The organism is Allobosea sp. FW305-C-101 (assembly GCF_058783685.1).
Window position 1 is genome coordinate 1 of sequence record NZ_JBYSYT010000007.1, and the last position, 24,936, is coordinate 24,936.

The 24,936-nt window shown below is 63.1% G+C and carries 22 protein-coding genes; 9 read left to right on the forward strand and 13 right to left on the reverse strand.

Annotated elements, in window-relative coordinates:
• Positions 1-73 precede the first annotated feature (73 nt).
• The 6 genes from AC3WMA_RS22975 to AC3WMA_RS23000 all read right to left on the reverse strand — a co-directional run bounded on the left by AC3WMA_RS22975 (position 74) and on the right by AC3WMA_RS23000 (position 5,537).
• Positions 74-259 carry a hypothetical protein gene (locus AC3WMA_RS22975; protein ID WP_492287647.1) on the reverse strand — a complete coding sequence of 62 codons (186 nt, stop codon included), beginning with the start codon at positions 257-259 and terminating at the stop codon, positions 74-76.
• Between the two features lie 180 nt (positions 260-439).
• The gene (locus AC3WMA_RS22980) at positions 440-2,206 is read right to left on the reverse strand and encodes a type IV secretion system DNA-binding domain-containing protein (RefSeq protein ID WP_076439590.1); all 1,767 of its coding nucleotides are present in this window, start codon (positions 2,204-2,206) and stop codon (positions 440-442) included.
• Between the two features lie 27 nt (positions 2,207-2,233).
• Positions 2,234-2,617, reverse strand: coding sequence for a hypothetical protein (locus AC3WMA_RS22985; protein ID WP_076439588.1), 384 nt, complete (start codon positions 2,615-2,617; stop codon positions 2,234-2,236).
• Positions 2,610-3,452 carry a P-loop NTPase family protein gene (locus AC3WMA_RS22990; protein ID WP_083712323.1) on the reverse strand — a complete coding sequence of 281 codons (843 nt, stop codon included), beginning with the start codon at positions 3,450-3,452 and terminating at the stop codon, positions 2,610-2,612. The genes AC3WMA_RS22985 and AC3WMA_RS22990 overlap by 8 nt, the downstream gene beginning before the upstream one ends.
• Positions 3,453-3,532: 80 nt before the next feature.
• Positions 3,533-4,744, reverse strand: coding sequence for a hypothetical protein (locus AC3WMA_RS22995; RefSeq protein WP_076439587.1), 1,212 nt, complete (start codon positions 4,742-4,744; stop codon positions 3,533-3,535).
• Between the two features lie 13 nt (positions 4,745-4,757).
• Complete coding sequence (locus tag AC3WMA_RS23000) at positions 4,758-5,537, reverse strand: SprT-like domain-containing protein (RefSeq protein WP_244560307.1); 780 nt, start codon at positions 5,535-5,537, stop codon at positions 4,758-4,760.
• 253 nt (positions 5,538-5,790) lie between these two features.
• On the opposite strand from AC3WMA_RS23000, the gene AC3WMA_RS23005 reads away from it, so the two are divergent.
• The 6 genes from AC3WMA_RS23005 (at position 5,791) to AC3WMA_RS23030 (ending at position 13,007) form a co-directional block, all read left to right on the forward strand.
• Complete coding sequence (locus AC3WMA_RS23005) at positions 5,791-6,984, forward strand: DUF932 domain-containing protein (RefSeq protein WP_076439585.1); 1,194 nt, start codon at positions 5,791-5,793, stop codon at positions 6,982-6,984.
• Positions 6,985-7,133: 149 nt separating this feature from the next.
• A complete protein-coding gene (locus AC3WMA_RS23010; protein WP_076439887.1) occupies positions 7,134-9,170 on the forward strand; it encodes a ParB/RepB/Spo0J family partition protein in 2,037 nt (678 codons plus the stop codon).
• 63 nt (positions 9,171-9,233) lie between these two features.
• Positions 9,234-10,265, forward strand: coding sequence for a DUF7146 domain-containing protein (locus tag AC3WMA_RS23015; RefSeq protein WP_076439584.1), 1,032 nt, complete (start codon positions 9,234-9,236; stop codon positions 10,263-10,265).
• A gap of 306 nt (positions 10,266-10,571) precedes the next feature.
• Positions 10,572-11,498, forward strand: coding sequence for a DUF2493 domain-containing protein (locus AC3WMA_RS23020; RefSeq protein WP_076439885.1), 927 nt, complete (start codon positions 10,572-10,574; stop codon positions 11,496-11,498).
• Positions 11,499-11,818: 320 nt separating this feature from the next.
• Positions 11,819-11,974, forward strand: coding sequence for a hypothetical protein (locus AC3WMA_RS23025; protein WP_175624114.1), 156 nt, complete (start codon positions 11,819-11,821; stop codon positions 11,972-11,974).
• A 706-nt stretch (positions 11,975-12,680) separates the two neighbouring features.
• Complete coding sequence (locus tag AC3WMA_RS23030; RefSeq protein ID WP_076439582.1) at positions 12,681-13,007, forward strand: DUF736 domain-containing protein; 327 nt, start codon at positions 12,681-12,683, stop codon at positions 13,005-13,007.
• Positions 13,008-13,101: 94 nt separating this feature from the next.
• Here AC3WMA_RS23030 and AC3WMA_RS23035 read toward each other — a convergent pair whose 3' ends face one another.
• On the reverse strand, positions 13,102-13,641 hold the full coding sequence (locus tag AC3WMA_RS23035; protein WP_076439580.1) for a hypothetical protein: 540 nt from the start codon (positions 13,639-13,641) through the stop codon (positions 13,102-13,104).
• Positions 13,642-14,122: 481 nt separating this feature from the next.
• Between AC3WMA_RS23035 and AC3WMA_RS23040 the strand changes: the two genes are divergently transcribed.
• From AC3WMA_RS23040 to AC3WMA_RS23050, 3 genes are all read left to right on the forward strand, one after another.
• On the forward strand, positions 14,123-15,679 hold the full coding sequence (locus tag AC3WMA_RS23040) for an ISL3 family transposase (protein ID WP_492287736.1): 1,557 nt from the start codon (positions 14,123-14,125) through the stop codon (positions 15,677-15,679).
• 1,128 nt (positions 15,680-16,807) lie between these two features.
• The gene (locus AC3WMA_RS23045) at positions 16,808-17,356 is read left to right on the forward strand and encodes a biotin transporter BioY (RefSeq protein WP_076439578.1); all 549 of its coding nucleotides are present in this window, start codon (positions 16,808-16,810) and stop codon (positions 17,354-17,356) included.
• Positions 17,357-17,381: 25 nt separating this feature from the next.
• Entirely contained in the window at positions 17,382-18,050 is a 669-nt protein-coding gene (locus tag AC3WMA_RS23050; RefSeq protein ID WP_076439576.1) for an energy-coupling factor ABC transporter ATP-binding protein, read from the forward strand.
• A gap of 17 nt (positions 18,051-18,067) precedes the next feature.
• Here AC3WMA_RS23050 and AC3WMA_RS23055 read toward each other — a convergent pair whose 3' ends face one another.
• The 6 genes from AC3WMA_RS23055 to AC3WMA_RS23080 all read right to left on the reverse strand — a co-directional run bounded on the left by AC3WMA_RS23055 (position 18,068) and on the right by AC3WMA_RS23080 (position 24,935).
• Positions 18,068-18,667 carry an energy-coupling factor transporter transmembrane component T family protein gene (locus AC3WMA_RS23055; protein ID WP_083712322.1) on the reverse strand — a complete coding sequence of 200 codons (600 nt, stop codon included), beginning with the start codon at positions 18,665-18,667 and terminating at the stop codon, positions 18,068-18,070.
• Positions 18,668-19,028: 361 nt separating this feature from the next.
• On the reverse strand, positions 19,029-20,795 hold the full coding sequence (locus tag AC3WMA_RS23060; protein ID WP_076442307.1) for an acyl-CoA dehydrogenase C-terminal domain-containing protein: 1,767 nt from the start codon (positions 20,793-20,795) through the stop codon (positions 19,029-19,031).
• Positions 20,796-21,138: 343 nt separating this feature from the next.
• Positions 21,139-21,597, reverse strand: coding sequence for a PaaI family thioesterase (locus AC3WMA_RS23065; protein ID WP_076442308.1), 459 nt, complete (start codon positions 21,595-21,597; stop codon positions 21,139-21,141).
• Positions 21,598-21,718: 121 nt separating this feature from the next.
• Positions 21,719-22,921 (reverse strand): phenylacetate--CoA ligase family protein, encoded by a 1,203-nt coding sequence (locus AC3WMA_RS23070; RefSeq protein ID WP_210188707.1) that lies wholly within the window; start codon positions 22,919-22,921, stop codon positions 21,719-21,721.
• Positions 22,922-23,095: 174 nt separating this feature from the next.
• Positions 23,096-23,884 carry an ABC transporter ATP-binding protein gene (locus tag AC3WMA_RS23075; RefSeq protein ID WP_076442312.1) on the reverse strand — a complete coding sequence of 263 codons (789 nt, stop codon included), beginning with the start codon at positions 23,882-23,884 and terminating at the stop codon, positions 23,096-23,098.
• 7 nt (positions 23,885-23,891) lie between these two features.
• The gene (locus AC3WMA_RS23080) at positions 23,892-24,935 is read right to left on the reverse strand and encodes a branched-chain amino acid ABC transporter permease (protein WP_076442314.1); all 1,044 of its coding nucleotides are present in this window, start codon (positions 24,933-24,935) and stop codon (positions 23,892-23,894) included.
• Position 24,936 lies beyond the last annotated feature (1 nt).

Genomic DNA, 24,936 nt, shown 5'->3' on the forward strand with positions numbered 1-24,936 from the left:
GAGCCAGATCGACGATCTGCTGCCTTGGGCCTATGCGCCTCAGCCGCTCAAGGCCGTGGCCTGAGAACAGCGCTTACACAATATCGTCTGTCAGCTCCGCTTTGTAACGGTTCGGAACCCATTTGAGCACCGCCGCGACGGCTTCGTCGCGAGGCACCGCTGCCACCCACAACTGAACAGCGGGCTGTCGCTCCGGACCAACGAGATTATCGGTCATAAAGACGCGAACAATGGTGAGGCCCGGTGCAGGATCGGTCATGGATCATACGATGATACTTTCTCATCGTGCTTTCCACCTTGAGTGCGCGCTTAAATTTCAAACTGACCCGCTACCCTCGCATAGCGCCGCTTGACTGGTATAGAGTGATCGGATCGCTCTCCGACAGGAGGCGATCCGACTTCGTCCATCTCGCAAACGCGTACTGCGCGGATACGGGATTTACGGGTCGAGCCAGGGCGCCGGCTCATGGCCGGGGCGGCGATCGGGCCATCCGGTCGCCGGAATATCTAGGATCGCGGGGTTGCCAAAGCCTAGGATCATCGCGCGGACGATGGGCTGTCCTTTCTCCATCCGGACGCCGAGTTCGGTCTCGATACGATCTTCAGCCAGGACGGGAGCCGTTTCGCGAACGGTGTCACGAATGTTTCGCTTGGCCGCAGGATCGTATCGCTCGGGTCCGTCATATTCGATCGTCCGCTGCTTGAGCCATCCGGCGACGCGCTCCGCGGTATCGCCAGGATCGAGCTGATGGACGAGCTTGATGCGAAACCTGGCGAGGAGAATGCGGCTGAGGCTTTCGCCGTAGAGCTCGATCAGGTGGGCGATGTCCTGGACCGCCGCGACCGTCACGACGCCGAATTCGCGACCGATATTCAGCAAGTTTGGAAGGCGACGGAGACGGCCACATTCGGGAAGCTCGTCGAGGCACAACGCCAGCTTCGTCGCAGGGTTGCGTTCCCGTCCCGGACGCAAGGCCAGTCCGACCAGGCGATCGACCAAGAACGCAGAAAGCTGCGTCGTCAGCTCTGGATATTCACTGGATTTCTGCAGGATGAGAACACGTGGCAGCGAATTATCGTCGTCGAGCCAGCGACGCAGGCTGAACCGTCGATCCGCAGGAGTTTCGGACCAGGCTTCCGCGAGGGGGTGGACGACGGTCAGCGCCGCGATCCACATGGTGATGAGAACCGACATCGTCGTTCGGTTCTCTTCGGGATCTTCGCTGCCGAAGATCAAACGGCTCGCGCTCGCCGCACCGTGACGGTCGAGCACCGCCTTGATATCAGCTCCAGGCGAGAGCAGCGCATCCCTGAGCTCGACCCAGCCCCAGTGGCCTTGCGTGTCGGTCCGCAGTGCCATCACCAGATCGGACCAGACGGCGCGCGAGCCGTCGCCCCACATGGTTTCGCCGGCCGATGTCGGGACCGCGTGGGCTGCGAACTCGCGCGCGTGTTGAGGGTTCCGGATGTCTGCGGCGATGTCGTAGGCCCAGGAGCGGGCATCGTGCGGGGCCACCAGAATGAAATCGTCGGATGGGAGCCCGGCGGTCATGTCGCCCTTGAAGTCGTGAATGAGCGTCTTGTCGCCGCGGAGGACGAGCTGTTCGATCAGCGCGCGCAGCGTCGACGATTTGCCCGAGCCCTGCGTGCCCAACGCCAGGATGTTGTAACCTTCAACGGTCGGCGTCAGCTGCACATGCGGCACCAGCCAGAGGCCGCGCTTCAGCACGCGGCCTGTTTTGGCGATGGCGCTGCGCAACGATGCGCGGGCGTCGCCATCGAAAACCGGTCGCTTACCCTTCAGGGTCTTTGTTTGCTCCCGCTTCGGCGTGGCCGAAACGATGCTCACGAAGGCGATCGCAGCGGCCGAGAGAACAGCTGCTGCGAGCATGCTCAGCTGAAACTTCGCCGAGTGCGACTGCGCGATCACGCCGATCAGGCGGGAACTCACGCCAGGCTGGCACTCCAGCCCGATCCAATACGGCACGACAGGCAGGCAGCCGTCGCTGGTGAGCATCACAGCGCCGATCCAGGCGAGGCTGGCCAGATCGAGATCGACGGTCCCGCGTGCTCCGACAACCTGCGGCGGGCGGATTTCGAACAGCAGAAGCGATCCAATAACGAGGACGATCGCGGCCGCCGTGATCGCACCGAGAACCGCAGGTGCGACCCGCTTCATCTCGATGAACGGGTTATGGGTGGTCATGGGAAGCCTCGCGGGTTTGAGAGTCGCTCAACCGAGCGTCGCGCCGAGCAGAAGGGCAAAAAGGAGGACGACAATTCCGAACCCGGCGCCGGACGCGACGCCGGCGAGCCAGGCCGAGCGCTCCGGCCGGCGCAGGTTTGCCCATCCGGGAGCCGGCCACTGATCCGGCTGCGGGGCATCAACCAACCCGCCCAGGAAGGGCCTCTCGCCCCCGGCCGGAGAAATCTCCAGCGTCTTCAGGAGGTCGACCCAGCCCAGCGTGCTGAGATAGGACAGCCGGCGCGGATCGAACGCGCCCGGGTCCTGCCGGAAATCGTCGGCGAGACGCTGCACCAGGCCCCGCTCCCCCTCGCGCCTCTCGGTTGAGGCGAGTTTCGCTGCCCGCTCGAAGGCTCCGCGCCGCTCAGTCATGACCACCTCCGCGCTTGCTCCACGGGAGCACGCGATCGAGCTCGTCGAAGACCGTCGCGGTCCATGCGGCGACGTCGCCACGCACGATCTTCGCTTCCGGTCGGGGCAAACCCGTGAGGGTCATGACTTTTTCGACCGGCATCTGGGCGACCTGAACAAGGCGGCAGCGCGCGGCCTCAAAGGGCCGCCAGGAGCCGGCTTCGATCGTCGGCATCCGCAGAACCGTCGCCTGCGCCTTCAGCGGCGCGATCATCGTACGATGCACCCCGGCAGCGTCCGACGCCGGGTGGAGCAGGGTGAACATCCCATCCCGCTCGTTTTCAACCAGCACGAGCCGGGCCTGCGGGATCCGGTCCAGCAGAAGGGTGGCCGTATGAGCCGCCTGTCGCATGGCTTCAGCTTCGGCCACATACGGAACGATCACGGTGGTCGCGATCTTCCAGAGCGCCAGATCTTCGGCGAGATCGACCAGGCCGCTCCAATGCGCCAACCGCGTCGCTTGGTTGGCTCCAGTGTCGATCAGCACGCTGGCGCCGCGTCCGGCGGCTTTTTCGATCATCGTATAGAGCGGGGTGAACGATCGCGCTTCGGCTGCGGGATCGCGCCGCGCGTCCTTCGCAACCGGCGCGATCGTCAAGACGTTGCGCCCGAGCGCATGGGCAAGCCGGTGCTGCGCATCCACCTGCGCGACCCCGAGCGGGGCTTCGTGCAGATGGGCATGATCCGCAACCGCGAGCGCGGCCAGGCTCTTGCCCTGGCCGCCCTTCTCGTTCGCAACGATGATGAGATGCGGCATCGCCGTGCCGCTGATGAGATTGCGTTTCAACTGGGCCATATCGATCCTTTCTGTCGGGTCGAGGTGACGTCGACAGGGAGGATCATGGCAGCCGGAGAATTCCCGGCTTTGGGATTAACTCACGGGGCCCCGGGCTCGATCGTCTCGGCAGCGCCGGTCTCGAGAATGCGCGTGATCGTCTTGTTCCAGAAGCCCAGATCGTGGCAGCTCAGCGCCGCATGCGCGAGATACCACGCACAGCCGTCAGCCTCCGTCTCTGGCTCGCCGGAGCCATGAAGCTGGCTGGCGAAAACATGCAGCGACTGCACCAGGATTTTGGCCTGTTCCGGCTTCAGTTCGATGGAGCGCCCGCGGCTCAAACGCCCGATCAGCCGGCCGATCTCGAAGGGTTCGCTCATCGTAGCGAGATTCCGGTGCACCTCGCCCGGGTTGAGATCGCCGTCGATCGCGACGCGCATCAGGGCCGGAGCTGACTGTCGCGTCGCGATGCCGTTCGTCACGTCGAGGCCGTCCGCGAATTCGATCGGCGCACCTTCGCGCACTGAGCCCGACCAGCGCCCCATCGCTCCTTCATGCGCCCTTGCACGGAGTTCGTGATCGGCCAGTCCGCCAGCCCGCTCGCGATGATCGCGTTCGAGCGTCGCAACAATCTCCCTGCGCTCTGCGGAGCCCGGCAGGCTCTCCCCCAACCTGTCGGCAACACGAAAGGTCTCGGCCTTGCCGACATCGCGAGCATTTGCGACGCCGAAGAACTCTGCCGCCAGACGCCGCCCGCGATCGATCAATCCCTCCACGCGACCGATCCTGCGGCTACCGTCCGGGTCGGAACCTTCACGCCAGACAGCTTCGCCGATCGCCTCTTTCGCCCGCTCATTTGCTTCTGCGGCGGTTAGCAGGCGGGCCTGGTTGTTTCGGGCGAGTTCGGCGGCCTTCTGAGCCGTAACAAGCCGGAAGGCTTGTGTCTCGAGTGCGGCCTTGGCGGCCTTGACGGGCTGGGTATCGGGAGGACGGTGCGCGGCATTCGCCTCGCGGTCCTCCACCGCGATCGGCGCGATCACCAGCGGGCGCCCGGCCTGAAACATCTCACGGTGATCGGGAGCGAGAAACGGGAGCAAAGCAGGCAGCATCGCCACCGGTACCGCCAGCACGGCGAATTCTTCCGGCGACAGCAAGCGCGCCAGCTCGCATACGTCCCTTTCACCGGCCTCATCGATCAACTCGGGATCGAAAATTGCGAACGGCTTCCCGCGGGACCCCAGGCTTTCGAGCTGAGCCCGGACCACCTCCTCGATCTGGTCTGGAACATCGTTGGACTTGTCGCGATTGACCATGATGACCTCGAACTCAGCAGGATGAACGAAGCAGCGGCCGGCGGCAGCTTTCGCAGATTACGCGGATGCCGGGCTTGCCCCAGACATTCAATCCACAGCCGGCGCAGGTGTAGCGGCTCTTGCTGGCGGCTTTCTTGGCACGGACCGTCTCGCCCCTCTCGTCGTCGCCCCGCTGAACATAGGCGACGAGGATGCCGGACCACAGCAACTCCTCGCAGGCGCGATCAAAAGGCCCATCGGCCTGGATGTAATGGGTCATGCGGCGCCCCGTCTGCCGCCCACCGGGCATCCCGGTGTCGGAGGGCACGAGCCCGATGTTCTGCATCTTCGCCGCCCATTCGCGATTGTGATAGTCGGCGCCCGACGGCTTTCCGAAGTGATGCTGCCAGAGATGCGCCATCTCATGAACCAGCGTCGACAGGATCGCCCTGTCGTCGCGAACAGCGAAGGAGGTCGGATTGAGCGCGATCTCGTCGGTGATCTCGGCCTGATCGCGCGACCCGAAGCGCTCCCCGTGGAAAAATCCGCGGGCCCCTTTCTTGCGCTGCATCGTGATCAGGCAACCCGGAAGCGAACCGGCAAAGAGGCGCGCGTTGAAGAACGCGTACGCGGCGACGAAATGCCCATAGGTCAGGACAGTGGGGTTTTGCGGAAATTCCCGCCCCGAATTTGCATCGTACGACGCATTGTCGACGATCGTCATCTCGGCACAGACGCGATTGCTCGCGCCAGACCGCGCCGGTTGATCGGTGGACACGATGTTCGTGCCGATATCGTCGGGATGGATCGCCATACCGACACGATGGCGCGGGTGGCCCGACAGAGTTTGGGATTAACTCGATTCGGCGGGCCGGGGCGTCTGGTTCGGCCATCGAACCCACGCCGCATCGCGGCTGGCGTCGCGGCCGGGTGCCGTCACGGTGAGTGCGCCGAGCCCGGCACACCGGATGAGCGGGACCTGGGAGAGGTAGAGGATCGAACCCGTCATCACGACGGGTTTCAGACAGGGAGAGAGGCTCCCGGCGCCCGTTATGGAGGTTTGCCCCATGACCATGCAGGTGCTCGAAGCCCGCCGCGATGCGAGCGGCGGTTACAAGGTGGATGCGAGCCGCGGCGAGCGGGTCGGCCGGGTGTCATCGGAATGGTTCTCGCGGCCCGACGATGAGCGCTATCTATCGCTCTCGGAGCTCTATACGTCCGTGCGGGGTCGGGCCGAGCGCAGCCGGACCCGCACCGTGGAGAGTGCCGCGATCCGGGTCGAAGCCAGTCGCGGTGATCCGGAGCGGCTGGCGCTGGTGCTGCCGGGTGCCGATGCGCCGGTTGCGCCGACAAATTGGAGCTTTGGCCAGCTTGCCAGCCTGGTCGGCGCACCGGCATCCTATCTGCGGCAGCTCCCGGCGCCGCTCGCCGCGATCAACCTGCAATACGGCCTGACCTCGCATCGGGCCGAGCAGGTCAAGACGCTGGAGGTCGCGGACGGTCGTGTCGAATTGCGCGCCGCGACCGGGCCGGATTATGGCCGGATCTTCGACCATGATCTGGTCGCGGCCGTGCAGCGCATCGCCGGCAACGGCACCGGCGACACCCGTTGGAAGGTTCCGGGCGTGCTCGATTGGTCGACCGGCACCTACCACCCGAGCGTTGACATCACCAAAGACACGACGACGCTCTACGCTTCGGACCGGGACGTCTTCGTCTTCCTGGTCGACGACATGAACCCGATTGAGGCCGGCCGGCTGCCCGACGGTTCTCCGGACCTCTATTTCCGCGGATTCTATTGCTGGAATTCCGAGGTCGGCGCCAAGACGCTCGGCATGGCGAGCTTCTATCTGCGAGCCGTCTGCCAGAACCGTAATCTCTGGGGCGTCGAGGATTTTCAGGAGATCACCATCCGCCACTCCAAATACGCCGCCTCGCGCTTCGCGCATGAGGCGGCTCCGGCGCTGACCCGCTTCGCCAATTCCTCGCCTATGCCTTTCATCAACGGCATCAAGGCGTCGCGGGAGAAGATCGTCGCCCGAAGCGACGAGGATCGCAGCGACTTCCTGCGCAAGCGCGGCTTCTCCAAAGCCGAGACGGCAAAGATCATCGAGACGGTGCTGGCCGACGAAGGCCGGCCGCCTGAAACCGTTTTCGATTTCGTGCAGGGCATCACGGCGGTCGCGCGGGACAAGACCCATCAGGATGCGAGACTCGATCTGGAGGGGCGGGCCAAGAAACTCCTCGACCGGGCCGCCTGACGCTTCGGCCATAGCATCGGCGCTGTCCAGCTTCACGCGGTCATCGTTTTCGCGGCGCTGCCCTCCAGAGCGAGAGGGTGGCGCTGCCCTTCGTGACGGGTTTCGAGGTCGAGAGAAGTTCCCGGCCGTCCGTCACGGAGATCATCCAGATGGCTGCGAAGAAGATCACCCTCTCGCCCTCGCGCGACATCCCGTTCGACAGGCTGGTGCTGAGCCAGGCAAATGTCCGGCGGATCAAATCCGGCGTTTCGGTCGAGGAACTTGCCGAGGACATTGCCCGGCGTGGCCTGCTGCAAGGGTTGAGTGTCCGGGCTGTCACCGACGCAGCCGGCGTCGAGACCGGATTGTTCGAGATTCCGGCCGGCGGCCGGCGCTACCGGGCGCTCGAACTGCTGGTGAAGCAGAAGCGGCTGGCGAAGACCGCGCCGGTCCCCTGCGTCGTGCGCGAGGGAGGTCTGGCCGAAGAGGATTCGCTGGCCGAGAACGTCCAGCGCGCGCCACTCCATCCGCTCGATCAGTTCCGGGCCTTCCTGACGCTGCGCGAGAAAGGCCAGTCCGAGGAGGAGATCGCCGCCGCCTTCTTCGTCTCGGTCAATGTCGTTAAGCAGCGGCTGAAGCTCGCCTCGGTCGCGCCGACGCTGCTCGATATCTATGCCGAGGACGGCATGACGCTCGACCAGCTCATGGCTTTTACCGTCTCCGGCGACCATGAGCGGCAGGAACAGGTGTTCGAGCGGCTGAAAGCCTCATACGACAAACAGCCCTATGTCATCCGCCGCATGCTGACGGAAGGCGCGGTCCGCGCTTCGGACAAGCGGGCGCAGTTTATCGGCGTGGAGGCCTACGAGGCGACCGGCGGCACCGCGCTGCGCGACCTGTTCCAGGGCGATGATGGCGGCTGGCTGCAGGATGTCGCGCTGGTCGACCGCATGGTCGCCGAAAAGTTGAAGGCTGATTCCGAAGCGGTCGCCGCCGAGGGCTGGAAGTGGATCGAGGTCGCGCCGGACTTTGCCTATGGCCACAATTTCGGTCTGCGCCGGCTGCGCGGCGAAACCGTCGCGCTCACGCCCGAGGAGGAAGCGACCCGCGACGCCCTCCAGACCGAATATGACAGCCTCTCGGACGCCTATTCGAGCGCAGACGAACTGCCCGGCGAGGTCGACGAGCGTCTGAGCGAGCTGGAAACGGCGCTTGAAGCGTTCGAGAACCGGCCGCTCGTCTTCGATCCGGCCGAGATCGCCCGCGCCGGCGCCTTCGTCAGCATCGCCCATGACGGGCGGTTGCAGGTCGAGCGCGGCTATGTCCGCCCGGAGGATGAGGCACCGATCGAGCCGGACGTCGACGACACCGAGGTGAACGCCGTTCGGGCTGCCGCCGCTCAGCGCGCCGGCGACGCCACCGTCGTGACCGATGCCGAGGAGGCGGACTCGGAAGCGGAGGAGGATGAAGGTCTTTCGCCAATCTCCGACCGGCTCATGACGGAGTTGACCTCGCATCGCACGCTCGCCTTGCGCCAGGCGCTCGGCGATCGTCCGGATGTCGCCTTCCTCGCGGCGTTGCACGCGCTGACCCAGAAGATCTTTTACCGTTACGCCTCGGAGAGCTGCCTGGAGCTCGACCTGAAGAGCGTCGCCTTCAGCTCCCAGGCGCCGGGGCTGAACGACAGCGCCTCGGCTGAAGCGATCCGTGTGCGGCACGACAACTGGGCCAACGCGCTTCCGAAGGACGCAAGCGACCTTTGGGACGCCTTGCAGTCGTGGGACGGGGACAGTCAGGCAGGATTGTTCGCCCATATCGTCAGCCTCTCGGTCAACGCCGTGCATGAGCCCTGGAACCGCCGGCCGCGGGCGCTCGCCCATGCCGACCATCTGGCCGGCGCCATCGCTCTCGACATGGCGGCGGCAGGGTGGAAGCCCACCGTGGACAACTTCCTCGGCCGGGTAACGAAGGCCCGCATCCTGCAGGCGGTTGCCGAGGCGAAGGACCAGCGTGCCGCTGAGCGCATCGCACATCTGAAAAAGGGCGACATGGCCGCCGAGGCCGAGAGCCTGCTGGCCGAGACCGGCTGGCTGCCGGAGCCGCTGCGCACGCCGGGTTCTGCTGACGGCGCGGACGAAACCGGAGTTCGCGACACGCGCCCTTCCGATGACGACGGGGATTCGACGGCCCTCATCGCCGCCGAATGATCGTCCCCGAACCTCCGATCGGCCCGCCGGCGACGGCGGGCCTCTTCCCTGTCGAGGTGCCGCATGGCGCAATCCCCGCATGATCTGGCGCGCCGCCTTGGCCGGCGCGCCGAGGCGGTCTGCCGCCACTATCTCTCCAATGGCTGGCGCTCTGGCCGCTACTGGCTGGTCGGTGATATTCGCAACGCACCCGGTCGATCGACCTTCGTCCGGCTCGCCGGACCAGAGACCGGTCGCGGTGCCGCCGGCCGCTGGAGCGATGCCGCCACCGGCGAGCATGGTGATCTGCTCGACCTGATCCGCGAGGCGCACGGACTCGTCGACTTCCGCGATGTCGCCGAGGAGGCAAGGCGTTTCCTCTCCCTGCCGCATCCGGAACCGGAGCGGCATGCCGATCGCGCCACGCAGCCTGGCTCGCCCGCGGCGGCCCGGCGGCTCTTCGCCATGTCGCAACCGATCGCCGGCACGTTGGCACAAACCTATCTGCATCGGCGCGGGATCGCCGATCAGACCGATCTGTCGAGCCTGCGCTTCCATCCGCGCTGCTACTATCGCCCCGATGCGAGCGCGCCGACCGAGACCTGGCCAGCGTTGATCGCCGCCGTCACCGATCGCGACGGGCGGATCACCGGCCTGCATCGCACCTGGCTCGCGCGCGACGGTTTTGGCAAAGCGCCAGTCGACACGCCGAGGCGGGCCATGGGTGATCTGCTCGGCCATGCCGTCCGCTTCGGCGTTGCCAGCGACGTGCTCGCAGCCGGTGAAGGTATCGAGACGGTGCTCTCGGCGCGCTCCGTTCTGCCGCGCATGCCGATGCTGGCCGCCGGCTCGGCCGCACATCTCGCCGCCATCTTGTTTCCGCAGGGGCTGCGCTGTCTCTATATCTTGCGCGACCGTGATCCGGCCGGCAGCGAAGCCTGTGACCGGCTGAGCGGGCGGGCGACGAGCGCCGGCATCGAGACCGTGATGCTCTCGCCGCGGCAGCGGGATTTCAACGAGGATTTGCTGCATCTCGGCCCGTCCGCGCTCAGGGCATGGCTGCGCCGTCAGCTCGCGCAGGAGGATGTCAGCCGCTTCCTGAACCCGGCAGGTTAATCCGGAAAGGGAAGAAGACGGGCGGCGGTGTGGCCGTCACGCCTCGCGCCGTCACCAGGTCGAAGAGGCCGCGCCCGGCCTTCGGGAGGGCGATCGGCCCACAAGCCGGCCGGCCAGGCAATGGCCGCGGCCGACGATTTTCCGGCGCGCGGGGCAGGCCCGCGCGTTCCATCGCGACCCAAAATCGCCGGCCTTGGCCATCAGGGCCCTCGCAAGGCGAGGGCTGCCGGTCCGGCCGACCCGTGGGCTGTCCGTCGCCATGAAGGCCGCAAGGGCGCGGCCAGCCCGACGAAGGAGACCACGCCGATGCCCCGCGATCCGGACCATCACCACGAACCGCACGCCTCATCCCCGACCGTACAGGTCCTGGCCGGCCTGCAACTCTACGGCTACCATCCACAGCCCGACGAGCCCGATCCGCGCCCACTGCCGGACGAGGCCGATCTCGCCGGCGCCGTTACCGAAATCTTCGATGCGCTTGCCGGCACGCTCGGTGACACCCGCCTCGAACCGGAGCTCGACGACCTGCTCTGGTCGGCGGTCCAGCTCTTCCACCGGGCCACCGGCCGGATCGAGCGCGAACTCGACCGCAACGAGCAGGCGCAGCGCCGAACCCAGGCGGAACAAGACGGCAGCGAAGTGCAATCCGTCATCCTCGAACGCCTGCTCGTCGACGCACAGAACCTGATCGAACGCCGCGACGCCTTCGAGAGCATGCGCGACGAGGCCGCCGGGCACTACGAGCGCCATATCGGCACGCCCTGGCGCCCGCGCGCAGGTTCGATGGTCAACCACAAGTCTCTGACCGCGACGCTGATCGACAGCCACGACTTCCTGATGGCGCGAAAGCGTGCCGAACAGGAGGTGCTGCTGCCGTCCGGCCCCAAGATCGCCTTCACCGGCGGGCTCGATTGCAACGACCACCGGCTGATCTGGGATGCACTCGATCGCGTCCATGCGAAATACCGGGACATGGTGCTGCTGCACGGTAAGTCACCGAAGGGGGCCGAGCGGATCGCCGCCTGCTGGGCCGACCATCGCAAGGTGCCGCAAATCGGCTTCGCGCCCGACTGGACGCGGCATGGCCGGGCAGCACCGTTCCGGCGCAACGACACCATGCTGGAGATATTGCCCATGGGCGTCATGATCTTCCCCGGCACCGGCATCCAGGACAATCTTGCCGACAAGGCGAAAAAGCTCGGTATCCCCGTCTGGAGATTCAGCGGTGCATGAACGCCGGCGGTGACGCTTGCCGGTGGGCTTACCGGCAGCTTGCCGCCCGGAGCGCATGCCGGTGAGTGCCGCCCCCCCGCATGCGCGATAGGAGCCCGGCCCCGGCGTCGAGCCAGGCCGTCCTTCTCTCTGTTACCGCGATCCTACCGGCAGGCGGCTCGCGTCAAGGACGGGCGGTTCCCCCAATTTTGCGATCCGGCGAAGCCGAACCACAAAATCGGCTCCCCCGCCCGCCGGCAGGCCGGTCGCTGCGCGATCCCTGACCCGATCCCCCAACACCTGGTCGGCGACCTCCGTCATCGAGACAACGGAGGTTCACCATGACCAACTTCTTCGATATCCACGCCGACATCGCCGAGCTGCGCGCCGAGCTTTCGGAGTGCATCCTCACCCGCCGGGAGCGCGCCGCGACCCTGCAACGCCTCGAAGCCTTGCTTGCGGAGGTCGCGCGACTCCAGAAGGAGGAGGAAGCGTAAGCTCCCTCCTGTCTTGCGGCCGGCCGCACCGCCGCGGCCGGCGTCGTCCTGTTCAGCCGACAATGGCGATTCCCCGCCGGAGATGTTCGGTTGAGCAGGCGTGCTGCCCGCCTTGGTTCCGTCAGGCGAACGCGGAACAGCCGATCCCGTCACCTCATCGTCGAAGACGGGCAGGTCGGCCGGAAAACCGGATCGACGACTGCCGCTCATCCAGGCCGCGCAGAGCGTTTGGCGCCGGGCGTCATCATCACCCCGGTCGGACTGGGGCAGGCGAAGCGGGAGCATCCCCGTCGACACATCTCACGATGATCATGTTTCACAGCCCCGACGCGATAAGAGCCAACCGGCAGTCGGCGTGCCTCGGTGCCGGTCATCCTGAACCCGCCGAGCCCGACCAGATTCTCCTTGACCCGCCAGTCGCGCGCTCCGAAACGGCCTCTCCAATGGGCTGATCTGGCCGAAGGACGGCTGGCGCCTCGACCGCCTCAGGCGCAACAGCTCCGTCGAAACTTTCTTCCCCTGAGGGGCCACCCCACGCGACAGGTCGCGCGGGGACCCCGAACCCCTCATTCCTCACGAGCCAAGAAACTTCCTCCTCTGCTGTCAAGCCCCCTGCCGGGGGTGCGCCGGCGCTCGCCTTCGGCCTGCCGATCGCCATCGAGGCCGCAACGGTGCGGGCTCGAAGCAGACATCAAGGAGAACCACCATGGCCACCATCGGCACCTTCAAGCAGACCGCCACCAACGAGTTCGCCGGCGACATTGTCACCCTCAGCGTCCAGGCCAAGGGCGTCCGCATCGTCCCGGAGACCCGCGTCACCGGGGAGAACGCTCCCAGCCACCGCGTCTTCGTCGGCCGCGCCGAGATCGGTGCCGCCTGGTCCAAGCGCTCCAGCGAAGGCCGCGATTATCTCGGGCTCAAGCTCGACGATCCCAGCTTCACCGCCCCGATCTTCGCCAACCTCTTCGACGACGAGGAAGGCGAGAGCTACAGCCTGATCTGGTCCCGCCCCAGCCGCCGCAACGGCGAATGAGACCACTGACGATGCCCCGCCGGACGCTTCCGGCGGGGCATCGCCCATGCTGTTTCGGAGACGGACCAGGCCGCGGAGACGCGCCCGGCTGATGTCATTCCTCCCGCCTGAGGCGGGCGGCCCGTTTCATATAGGCGAGCAGCGCGTCCCCCTCTGGCTGCGCGGCGGGAATTCCATCGGGGCCTGCGCCGGCGGCAGGCGGTTTCGGCAGAGCCCCCGAGAAAGCCAGCGTTCCCTCCGCAGGCTGCGGCTTTCGTCCGCGCGCGGGCTTGATGCTCTGGCCCGTCGCAGGCGATCGAGCGGTCGGTTTCGTGATCATCGGTGTAGCATCGTTGCGCGTCGGCTTCGCCTCCGTGGGCTGCCGCTCCGCAGGTTGCTTGCGCCAGACCAGCGATTGCAGATGTCCCCGCGACAGCGGACGGCCATCGCTTCGGGTCGCTCCCGCTCGGAACAGCAACGCGACGATGTCGTTCCATTCCAGGCCGCGACGACGAGCCTGATCGAACCAGTCGAGATGGACATCGATGACCCTCGCAAGCTTCAGGCGCTGCCCTTCCGGCCCCTGCATATCGGCCGCGATCGCTTCTGCTCCTTTCAGCAGAACCTCGTCGCTGATCACTGACCGCTTCGCCATCCCCTGCCTTCATCCCCGCCGATTGCAACAAACCACGCCCATAGACATGCTCTCACATATAAAATCTTACCGCATAAAATTAAATTATGTCAGATCAAAATAAATTAAATCGAATTGTTCACACCTGTGCATCTCCAATGCTAAACGGGTTTGGGCGCGCTGACACAGCCCATCACCTATGAGCTGGCCAAGATCGGCTACGACGTCATCCACTTGGAGGCACATCAGGGCGGCGCCGCACTTTCGGCATATGCAACAACGCCGGCAAGCACGACGCTCCCGCCATCGCCGAGATTCTCAGATCGGGATGGTATGTCTGCGACGGTAGGCGCGGCATCGAGCATAACCTTTGCGGCCAATCGATGGAGTGAATCCGAACTCGGCCAATAACCGCCCCTCACGGGGCCAACATTGGGGTCTGACTCAGTTTCGCTGCAGGTTGGGGCTGTTCTGACGCTGGTTTCCAGAAGGAATCAGCATGATGAAGCAGCGATTTCGACCGGCCAGCTTGGTTCCCGCAGGTCTTATCGTCGACGGCATCGCGATCGAAGGCGATCGGATTGTTGTCCGAGCACGGTCCGCCGTCAGGGCCTGTCCATGTCCTGACTGCGGGGCGTTCTCGCCGCGGATCCAAAGCCGGTATTTCCGGCGAGCAAAGGATCTGCCGCTGAGCAGCCGACGCGTCGAACTCCACGTTCTGGTCCGGCGCTTTCGGTGCGATGCGGTCCTATGCGGCCGCCAGATCTTCGCAGAGCGCTTTGGTGACCGCATCCTCGCGCCACGAGCACGCCGAACTGATCGTCTCGATCATATCGTCCAGCATCTCGGCCTCGCCCTGGGCGGCCGACCTGGAGCGAGTTTTGCCGCGAGGATGATGCTGCCGGTCAGCAACGATACCCTGCTGCGTGTGGTACGGCAGCGCGCTCGGGTGCCGAGCGAGCCGTTGCGCGTGATCGGCATCGATGATTTCGCCTGGCGGCGCAATCACCGCTACGGCACGATCGTCTGCGATCTTGAGCGTCGCCGACCGGTCGTTTTGCTTCCGGATCGGGAGCCAGCAACGTCCGAGGCTTGGCTCAGGCACCAGCCCATTGTCCATACGGTCGCCCGTGACCGCGGCGGTGGGTACGGAGAGGCGGTGGCGCGAGCCCTGCCGCATGCCGTTCAGGTCGCCGATCGCTGGCACCTGATGGAGAATGCCAGCCGTGCGTTCCTCGACGCCGTGCGCAAGTCGATGCGCCAGATCCGCAGCGCCATCGGCACCACGGTCGTCAACCCCTCGCTTCTGACGGCGGCGGAGAGGCTGCAATACGAAGGGTATCTGCGGCGCGAGGAGACAAACGCAGCGGTTCTTGCCCTCTGGAAGGAAGGCGTGCCGATCAAACAGATCGTCAGGCGCACGGGCCATCACCGCCAGACCGTCAGGCGCATCGTCCGAGGCGAGCGCGGCGACGTCTTCCGACCGCGCCAGAGTTCGCTGGAGGCGCACCTACCCTGGCTCGATGCGCAATGGGATGCTGGCGTCCACAATGCATCCGCCCTCTGGCGATCGATGCGGAGAAGCGGCTTCCGGGGAAGCCTCAGGGTCCTCTCCGAATGGGCAACACGCCGGCGGCGCGCAGAGAAAACGGATGCTAGCAGCCTCGCGCGCGTCCCATCGGCTCGGACCATCGCACGGTTGATGACCACGGGTCGCGACAATCTCACGAAGGCCAAGACTGTTACGATCGCGGCGATCGAGAACGGCGTCCCGGCCTTGGTCGAGGCCCGTGAAATCGTCGCCGGCTTCCACGCCATGATCAGGTCGAGGCGGGCCGAGCCCTTGGCTTCCTGGATCGAGCGCGCGTCGCAAAGCCTGGTCGCCTCATTGGCGAATGGCGTCCGGCGCGACGAAGCCGCCGTGCGAGCGGCAATCCTCTCGACTTGGTCAAACGGCCAGACCGAAGGACAGATCACCCGTCTCAAGCTCGTCAAACGCCAGATGTACGGCCGTGGAAAGATCGACCTTCTCCAGGCGCGCCTCATCGGAGCGCAATGATCCCGAACGTCAGCGAGATTGCGTCAGACCCAACATTGCAGGCGATCTCACACGCGATCCGATCGTCCGCTTGCTGCCGCCGCACCGTCAAGCGCTGCTCGCAATTGAACCGCTACGGGTCGCCGTAGGCCGTTTGGCGTGTGTCATGCCGCCATGGCTAGTTTTCCAACATGGCGTAGCATCGGCGGCCCACCTTAGGAGCTCGTCTTCCTCTCTTCCTATCCGATGATGAAACTGAACTACGGGCGCCACGACGGGAAGATGAAATCCGGCCCTGGTAATTTCGACCTCATCGTCATGAGCGAAGCACTCTTTTGGATCCGATTGTCGAGCATCGGGTCAGCGACAGCGAGGCGCTGCCGGGCGATCTCGGCCTTGAGCTCCCCTTCATCCGCTTCACCTGATCCGTCTTCGGCCTGCCAAATTCTCGACGCCAGCATTACCAATTTAACTCCGTCACGCCGATCGAGCGGATTGCGGCAGCGGCGAGCTGGCGCGGCAAGCCCAGAGCACCCACCTGACACCGCTCCGCGACGATCCCTTCGGGCTTGTAGCGTCTCTTCGACACCACCGTCCCCGTCCGCTAAAGAGCACTCTTCAGGATGAACCATTCAGTCGGGGTGGATTAGCCCAACTTGCGAGCAGGATGGCAAACACGACGGCCTTGTTCTAGAAAGCAATGGCGTCAAGTCGCGATGGCACGGTGAGCTCGACATGGAACTACGGTGTGGGCAGGAGGCCCTTCGCACGCGCGGCGAGTCAAGCCTCGCTGGTCGGCTCCTGGCACTTCGGGCAGCGCCGGTTGCGTCAGCCATTGTAGGCGGTGGGCCGCCAGCCCCAGTTCGATGGCGAGCATGACGAATGTATCGACGCAACCGAAATGGCGGCCGAACTTGGTTCCCACTTGCAGATATGATGGTTGTGTCTTCGGTAGTAGGTTGCGGGGCGTCATGCCGTCGATCACGCAGCGACCAAGGACATTTCTCGGCTCGACTCCGGCCATCGGGAGTTTCGGCTAGACAAGAGGCGCAACGCCCAAACCCTCCCACCACGACCATCCCATAAAAAAACCCGCAGCTCTCCTACGTCAGCGGGTTCGTTCAATCGGCATTCTGGAAGAGACACGAGATGCGCGACATCGTCCTCATTGCGCTTTTTGCGGCGATCACGGCTGGTCTGGCAATGTCTCCTCCCATCGTCCTGCCAGCAATTGGCGTGCCAGTCACGGCACAATCCCTCGGCGCGATGCTAGCGGGCGGCGTTCTGGGCGCTCGTCGCGGCGCGCTCTCAATGGTGCTGTTTCTCGCTCTGGTCGCCATGGGCCTGCCACTCCTGTCCGGCGGGCGTGGCGGCATCGGGGTCTTCCTCGGACCGACTGCAGGCTATTTGTTCGGCTGGATCTTCGCTGCTTTCGTCGTCGGATTTCTCGTCGAACTCTTCTGGAACGGCCTGACCACACTCAAGGCGACGCTGATCTGCGCAATCGGCGGCGTCGTGGTGCTTTATGCGATCGGCATCCCCTGGAGCGCCGCGGTCGCCGGCATATCAGTTCCGAACGCCTTTTTTGGGTCGCTGCCTTTCCTCATCGGCGACATCCTCAAATGCTACGTCGCGGGCCTGGTCGTCGTGATCGTCAAGCGCTCCTATCCGATCATTATCCCGACTGCCCGCGCCTGAAGTTGCCGGAACCTCGACGAACCGAATGATCACATTCACCAACGTATCCGTCCGGAAATCCGGCACTTGCGTGCTCGGAAACATCAACCTGCGCATCGGCGAGCGGCGGGTGGGAATCATCGGGCGCAACGGCTCCGGCAAGAGCACATTCGCTCGACTCTTCAACGGGCTGGAAAAGCCCACCACCGGCACGGTAACCTGGGACGGCGCTCCCAATGACGGCCAGTTGCGCCGGCATGTCGGCTTCCTGTTCCAAAACCCGGAGAACCAGATCGTCTATCCGATCGTGCAAGAGGATCTGGAATTCGGCCTCAAGAACCTAAAGCTCCCCGACGCCGTTATCCGCGAGCGTATCGATGAAGTTCTAACACGCTTCGACATCGCACATTTGCGGGATCGCTTTACGCATCAGCTTAGCGGCGGTGAGCGGCAACTCGTCGCGCTGGCGGGCGTTCTGGTGATGAAGCCAAAGATGATCGTTTTCGATGAACCGACGACGTTGCTCGATCTGCGCAATAAGAGCCTGTTCATGAAGGCCATCGCAGAACTGACCGAACATGTGGTCATGGTGTCCCATGACCTCGACCTAATCGCGAATTTTGACCGGGTGCTCCATTGCGAAGACGGCGCCCTCGTCGGCGATGGCGCTCCAGTCGCAGTGATCCCGGACTATATCGCCCGCTCTCAAATATAGAGAAGGCTCTTGGCCGCTCAGAGCTTGCCGGCTGAGCGCGCTTCGAGCGCCTCGGACACCTGATCGGCCATCCTCAACGTCCTCACGACGAGCGGCACCAGCGTAGCTGTGAGATTTCGATCGAGACCGCGTGTCTTCTGCGCCATCCGAACCTCGGTGAAGATCACGCGCACAGAGGGAATGAAGCGGATCGTGAGCGTGATCGCCAGCGCGATGCGCTTGGTCGGGACACAGGCCGGAGCATAGTTCAGCATGGCCTCGATGCCGCCGACGAACTCGCTCGTTCGGGTGGTGAGCGTCACGACCGACGCTGCTAGGATCATCAGGACGAAGCGCACGACCACGATGGCCGCCTGCGAGATATCAGTCGTCAGCACATGCGCAGCGAAGATGAAGGCCAGAACCCAAAATGCCGGGCGCACCGACGTCACCGCATGGTGCAGCCGAAGCCCCGCGACCCGATAGACGACCAGAACCAGCAGGCCGGCAGCCGCCAGAACGCCCCAATCGCTGAACAAGAAAAGCAGCGTGCAGAACGCCGCCAGCGCTAACAGCATGTATTGCGGCGGCATTCTATGAAGGAAGCTGTCACCCGGCACATAGAGTTCACTCAGCATGCCATCGCGATCCTGCTAGAGCATTTTCGAGCGAAGCGGACACCGGCTCGCGTGAAGAAAATGCGAGAACAAAGAACCAGAACATTGCCGCGATCCGAAAAACCCCGGCGATACTCCAAGCGCGGACACTCGAGCCCCAAATGCGCCTCAGAACCACTCGGGCCTCGCCATCAAGCGCAATCTCGCACGAGATAGACCACCGGCAGGCTGGCTCGGCTGAACGCGGTTGGGCCCTTCGCCCGGCCTAACTTGGTTAGCGCTTGGCCAACACCGGGATTGGCCGGGTCCAAGACCATGACTTCACGATCGTCTCACCGGCACCGCTCCCGATTGGGAGCCCAACCCGCTCTCGCCATCCCATTCAGAAGGAGTCGGCATCGAGAGCCATCACGGACTCGGGGCTGGCGTTAAGCGCGACTTCCAATCCGATAGTCTCCGGCAGCACGCGCTCGGCAAAGAAGCGTGAAACCGCAATCTTTCGGCGACAAATTCGGTCGCCAGCGTCGGACATCGCCGCCGTTTTGGCCATTCTTGTCCACATCCAGCCATAGGCAACCAGTGCGAAGAGCCTGAGATAACCTGTTGAGGCGGCCCCAGCGGCGAATGGATCGAGACGGCCGGAAAGCAGCCGCTCAGTGGCTCGTTCAAGCCGCTCAAGTGCTTCGGTTGTTGCTCCGACGATAGCATCGGCATTCCGACAGGTCACGGGCGACTGAAGATCCTGCTTGATAAGGGCGAAGAAGCGGCTTGGCAGCGCCCCATCCTCCATCGGTAATTTGCGTTGGACCAAGTCGATGGCTTGAACACCATTGGTGCCTTCGTAAATCTGGGTGATGCGGGCATCGCGCACGAATTGCTCCATGCCCCATTCGCGGATGTAGCCATGACCGCCGAAAACCTGCTGAGACAACACCGCCGTCTCAAAACCGAAATCCGTGAAGGCTGCCTTGACCACCGGGGTCAGGAGCGCAACCAGGCCATTAGCACTCTTGCGCGCCCCCTCGTCTGGATGACGCGCCGCGATATCCATTTGCATGGAGGTCCAAATGGCCAGCGCGCGGGCGGCATCCGCATAGGCGCGCCCCCTCAGCAGCATATTGCGGACGTCGGGATGTTCGACGATCTGAACCGGCCCCCTGGAGCCGTCGAGCGAGCGGCCCTGTAGGCGCTCGCGGGCATACGCGGTGGCCTTCTGGTTCGCCACTTCTCCAATCCCGAGTCCCTGGATGCCAATAAACAAGCGTTCAGCATTCATCATGGTGAACATGGCATTGAGGCCGCGCCCCACCTCGCCTACGAGCCAACCAGTGGCCCCGTCATAGTTCATGACACAGGTCGGCTGACCATGGATGCCCATCTTGTGCTCCAACGAGCCAACGGACATGCCATTGCGAGCACCCAGGCTACCGTCGTCATTGACGAGGAATTTGGGCACCAGGAACAGGCTGATGCCTTTGACCCCTTTCGGCGCATCCGGAAGGCGCGCCAGCACGAGATGGATAATGTTGCCGCCGAAATCGTGATCGCCGGAAGAGATGAAGATCTTCGTCCCAGTGATTCGATACGAATCGTCTACCGAAGCTTCGGCGCGCGTGTTCAAAAGGCCAAGATCAGTGCCGGCGGACGCTTCCGTAAGCGCCATGGCGCCGGTCCACTCACCAGATATCATCTTCGGCAGGTAACGCTGCTTCAGGGCATCGCTGGCGTGAATGGAGATGGCTTCGGCTGCACCGCGGGTCAACCCGGGGAAAAGACCAAAGGACAGGTTTGCAGATGAAAGCATTTCATCGAGCAAGACTTGCATCACGCGCGGGAGGCCCTGCCCCCCGAACTCAGGGTCGCCGGAGAGCCCGCTCCAACCAGCGTTGATGAACGCCTTATAGGCTTCGGAAGTGCCATCGGGTGTAAAAACTTGGTCGTTTTCCAGTCGACAACCTTCTTCGTCGCTTGGCCGATTCAAAGGCTCAAGCACGGCGGCGCAAAACTTGCCGGCTTGCTCCAGTATGGACACAGCAAGATCAGCGTCGATCTCCTCGTACCCCGGAAGAGTTTTCATCGTTTCGTTGAAATCGAAGACTTCATTCAAGAGGAAACGGATATCATCAACCGGCGGGATATAGGCTACCATTCTGTCATTCTTTCCGTTCAATACGAAGTCATCAGCCGTCTCCGGCATTTGTGTGTCTCGAGGTTGAAAGCGTGTCGAACGGGCCGGCAGCACCGGCTTTCCGGCGCCCTCTCTGCATCATCACTCCGCGATGCGTAAAACTGCGCGCTCGCCAATTTTTCGGATCGCGTCTTGAGATAATCCGTCAAGCCGCCGAGGTGAGCAGAGCCAATGATTATGTGTTACGCTAAATAAAGCGAGACGCACAGCGTCAGAAAAACATCGATAGAAACACGTGCAGGAGCATCTCTGCACGCCTCGATCGATTTTGGACAACGATTTCATATCACGGTTTGCCAACACCTCAGTCCACGATGTCGGCGCGGTCAGGCAGTGCCATCATCGTGGCTGTCATGGTCGCGAGCAGTTTTGTGGCGCCATCCGCGGCAAATCCATATGCTTGCCCGTCAGCCACGATGATCGTGCGGCCGGGCTTGATCACCGAACCGCGAAACAAAAATCGCTCTCCTTTGCCTGGAGCGAGGAAATTAACCTTGAACTCAACGGTCAAAACCGCTGTATTCTCCGGCATAAGAGAGTAAGCTGCATAGCCGCAGGCCGAATCCAGCGCAGTTGAGAGAATTCCACCTTGAATGAATCCGTATTGCTGGGTCAGTGAATCGCAATAGGGCATCTCGATTTCCACCATGCCCGGGGTCACAACCGTCAATGTTGCGCCGATGGTAGACATCGCATTCTGGCGTGAGAATGATACTCTTACACGCTCTTCGGAGTTCCTCGATACAGTTGCAGTGGATGACATCAAGCGCTTCCCCAGTCGGAGCGGCCATTCAGAAGACGTTCGAGCTTCACGCGAAAAGATCTCGCAACACGAGGCCGATCAACGTCCTGACATTTGAGCAATGATTGGATGAGCGCCCTTGTCATTGGTCCTTTCTGTCGACCAGAAAGGGCGCATCGGCAGGGAGCTCACCTGCGGTAATAAATTCCAGATGATCGACCTTGAGTCGCGTGAGTTCCCTGAACCGGCCCAGCACCCATCCGGTTACCGTATCGCGGTCGGCGTCGGGGGCCAGAACAAGTCGCAGCGTGATCTCTTCACGATGCCCCGGCCGACTGATGACGGCCTGAGCCCGTGCAACTCCCGGACTTGCAATGGCGAGTTCATCGATCTGCCTTGGGTAGATGAAGATTTCACGCGCCTTCACAGCCTGGCCGACGCGCCCCTGCAGCATGCCGATGCGATGGACGGTGCCCTCCTCGGTCAGGGCAGTAGCAAAGGCGACGTCTCCAGTACCAAAACGGATCAGCGGCCAGCCCGGCCTCAGCGTGGTGACGACGATCTCTCCAGACTCTCCCATCGGCAGAGGAACGCCGCTAACCGGGTCACATATCTGCACGATGCGGTCTTCGTGGATTTCATAACCCTCAGAGCCATTATTCTCGAAACCGATAACGCCGAAATCAGCCGTCGCATAAACCGAAAACGTACGGATGCCATAGCGCTCTTCAAGCCGGCGCCGCTTGCCCATCCAGTCGCCGAATTCGCCGCCGAGCAGCGCTGTTTTGACGTTCCATGCCTCCGGCAAAGCGTACCCCTGGCCTTCGATCGTCTCGGCGAGCGTGATAAAAAATGCCGTCGAGCTGCAGATGCAGGTCACGCCAAGGTCCATGATCAACTTGGCCTGCGCCTCGCTGCCGCCGGTGCCGGCCGGAATGACGGAGGCTCCCCTGTCGCGCAAGCCGTCGTCGAGCAGGAGGCCTGCGGGAACCAGATGATAAGACCATGTGTTGAGCACGCGATCACCGCGCCCAACTCCAGCCGCGGCAAAAGCACGCGCAAATCCCAACCCATCATTCTCGCCTCTCATCTGCGGCTCATTGATCGGACCGGGGGATACGAAGATGCGGGCGATATCCTCGTTCTGTGCAGCAAGGAAGCCACCGAAGGGCGGACTCTCGCGCTGTCGATCAAGCAGCCGCTCCTTTTTGAGCACGGGCAAGCGCGACAGATCATCCGCCGTCCGCAGATCATCCGGCCGAATGCCGGCGCGGTCGTAAATCTCGCGAATGGCCGGAGCGCGCTTGTAGGCTTCAGCCTGGCTCTCCCGCAAATTCGCAAACATCGTTTGTCTCTTCATATCGTTCTCACCCAACTATAAGACGTTATCATGATTAGACTGACACATTTTCGAGAACAACACAGGAACGGTAACGCAAAAATAGAGAAAAATAAGTTTTTTTGGAAATTATTCTCAAATCAAGGCAAAGTTTTGCAGAATTCAAAATTCCACAAATACCTAAACCCATCTTTTCTTGCGGCGGTACCATTTGACGCTACTGAATCTGCCGCGCTCAGAAGCTCCCGCCCCCAGATAGAATTCCTGGACGTCCTGATTGCCCCTCAGCTCCGCCCCCGAACCTTCGAGCACCACCTTCCCGTCCTCCATGACATAGCCCTGGTCCGCCACAGCAAGCGCAAAGCTCGCGTTTTGCTCGACCAGGAGGATCGTCAGCCCCTCCTCACGATTGAGACGCCGGACGATCCCGCATACTTCCTGGACGAGCAGCGGCGACAAACCCATCGAGGGCTCGTCCAGCATCATGATCCGGGGGCCCGCCATCAATGCGCGGCCAATCGCCAGCATCTGCTGTTCGCCGCCGGACAGATATCCCGCGACCTGCGTGTGCCGCTCCTTCAATTTCGGAAAGTATTCATAAACAAGCTCCCGGCGCGACGCGATCTTGCGAGAATCCTTTTCCAGGAAGGCGCCGATGCGAATATTTTCTTCGACCGTAAGGTCCTGGAAAATGCGCCTCCCCTCCATCACCTGCACGAGGCCCGACGCCACTCTTCGATCAGGCGACATGTGGGTGATGTCCACGCCGTCGAAGGTGATGCGTCCGCGCGTGACCTCTCCTTCCTCTGACGCGAGAAGTCCCGACACCGCCTTCAGCGTCGTCGACTTGCCCGCGCCATTCGCGCCAAGCAATGCAGTCACTGCGCCGCTTTTCACCTGAAGGGAGAGGCCTTTCAGAACCAGAACGTAGGTATCATAGACGACTTCAATATTCTCGATTGTCAGCATTTTGTCGTCACCTGGCGAATGGATATACGTTCCAATAGGTCTTGATACGCTGCCAACGCGCTGCAAGACCTGCCGGTTCGGCAACTAGGACAAAGATAATCAATGCTCCAAAAAGCCCCTCGCGCAGGAAAGCCAGGGTGCCCGCCACAGCCGCAGGATCAGCGACAAACAGCGCGGCCCCCTCCGAGAGCGCTTCCGGAAGCAGGGTCACAAATACGGCACCGAGCACGCAACCAAGGGCGCTGCCCAAACCGCCGACAATAATCATGACCAGCAGGCTAATCGACAGCCCCAGCGTGAATTGCTCGGGCGTGACATAGCCGACATACTGCCCCCACAAGGCGCCCGCCACACCTGCCAGGAATGACCCGATGGCGAAGGCGATGAGCTTGCTGCGGAACAGGTTTATGCCCATGATCTCCGCGGCGAGATCGTGATCGCGCACTGCCATCAACGCACGGCCGGTAGCCGTTCGCGCGAGGTTTCTCACGAAGAGCAGCGACAGGGCCGCTATTGGGAGCAGGATCCAATAGAAGGCTGTGTCGCCCGACAATTCATGCCCGAACGCAGATGCCGAACCAGCGGACATGCCGTTGCTACCTCCGGTGACGGACGTCCAACTCCGGAACACGAACTCCAGAATGAACTGCGCCGCCAGCGTGGCTATCGCCAGATAGAGCCCCTTCAGTCGCACCGATGGGACGCCGAAAAAACTCCCGACGAGCGCCGTGAACAAACCCGCGATCACGATCGCTGCGAAAAAGGGAACGCCCAAGACGCTTACGAGATAGGCTGAAGTATAAGCACCGACCCCAAGAAAGGCGCCGTGTCCGATCGAGATCTGGCCGGTAAACCCGGTAATCACGTTCAGCCCTAGGGCGGCGATCACATTGATGAATATCAAGTTGGCAAGGCCGAGCTGATAACCGCTCGCCACGAAAGGAAACACAAGAACGAATGCTGCGGCTAACGCAATGCGAAACCGCGTCAATTTTGTCGGAAACAAACGAATGGCCTGCGCATGGCTGGTGATGAACTCGCCACTGCTCATT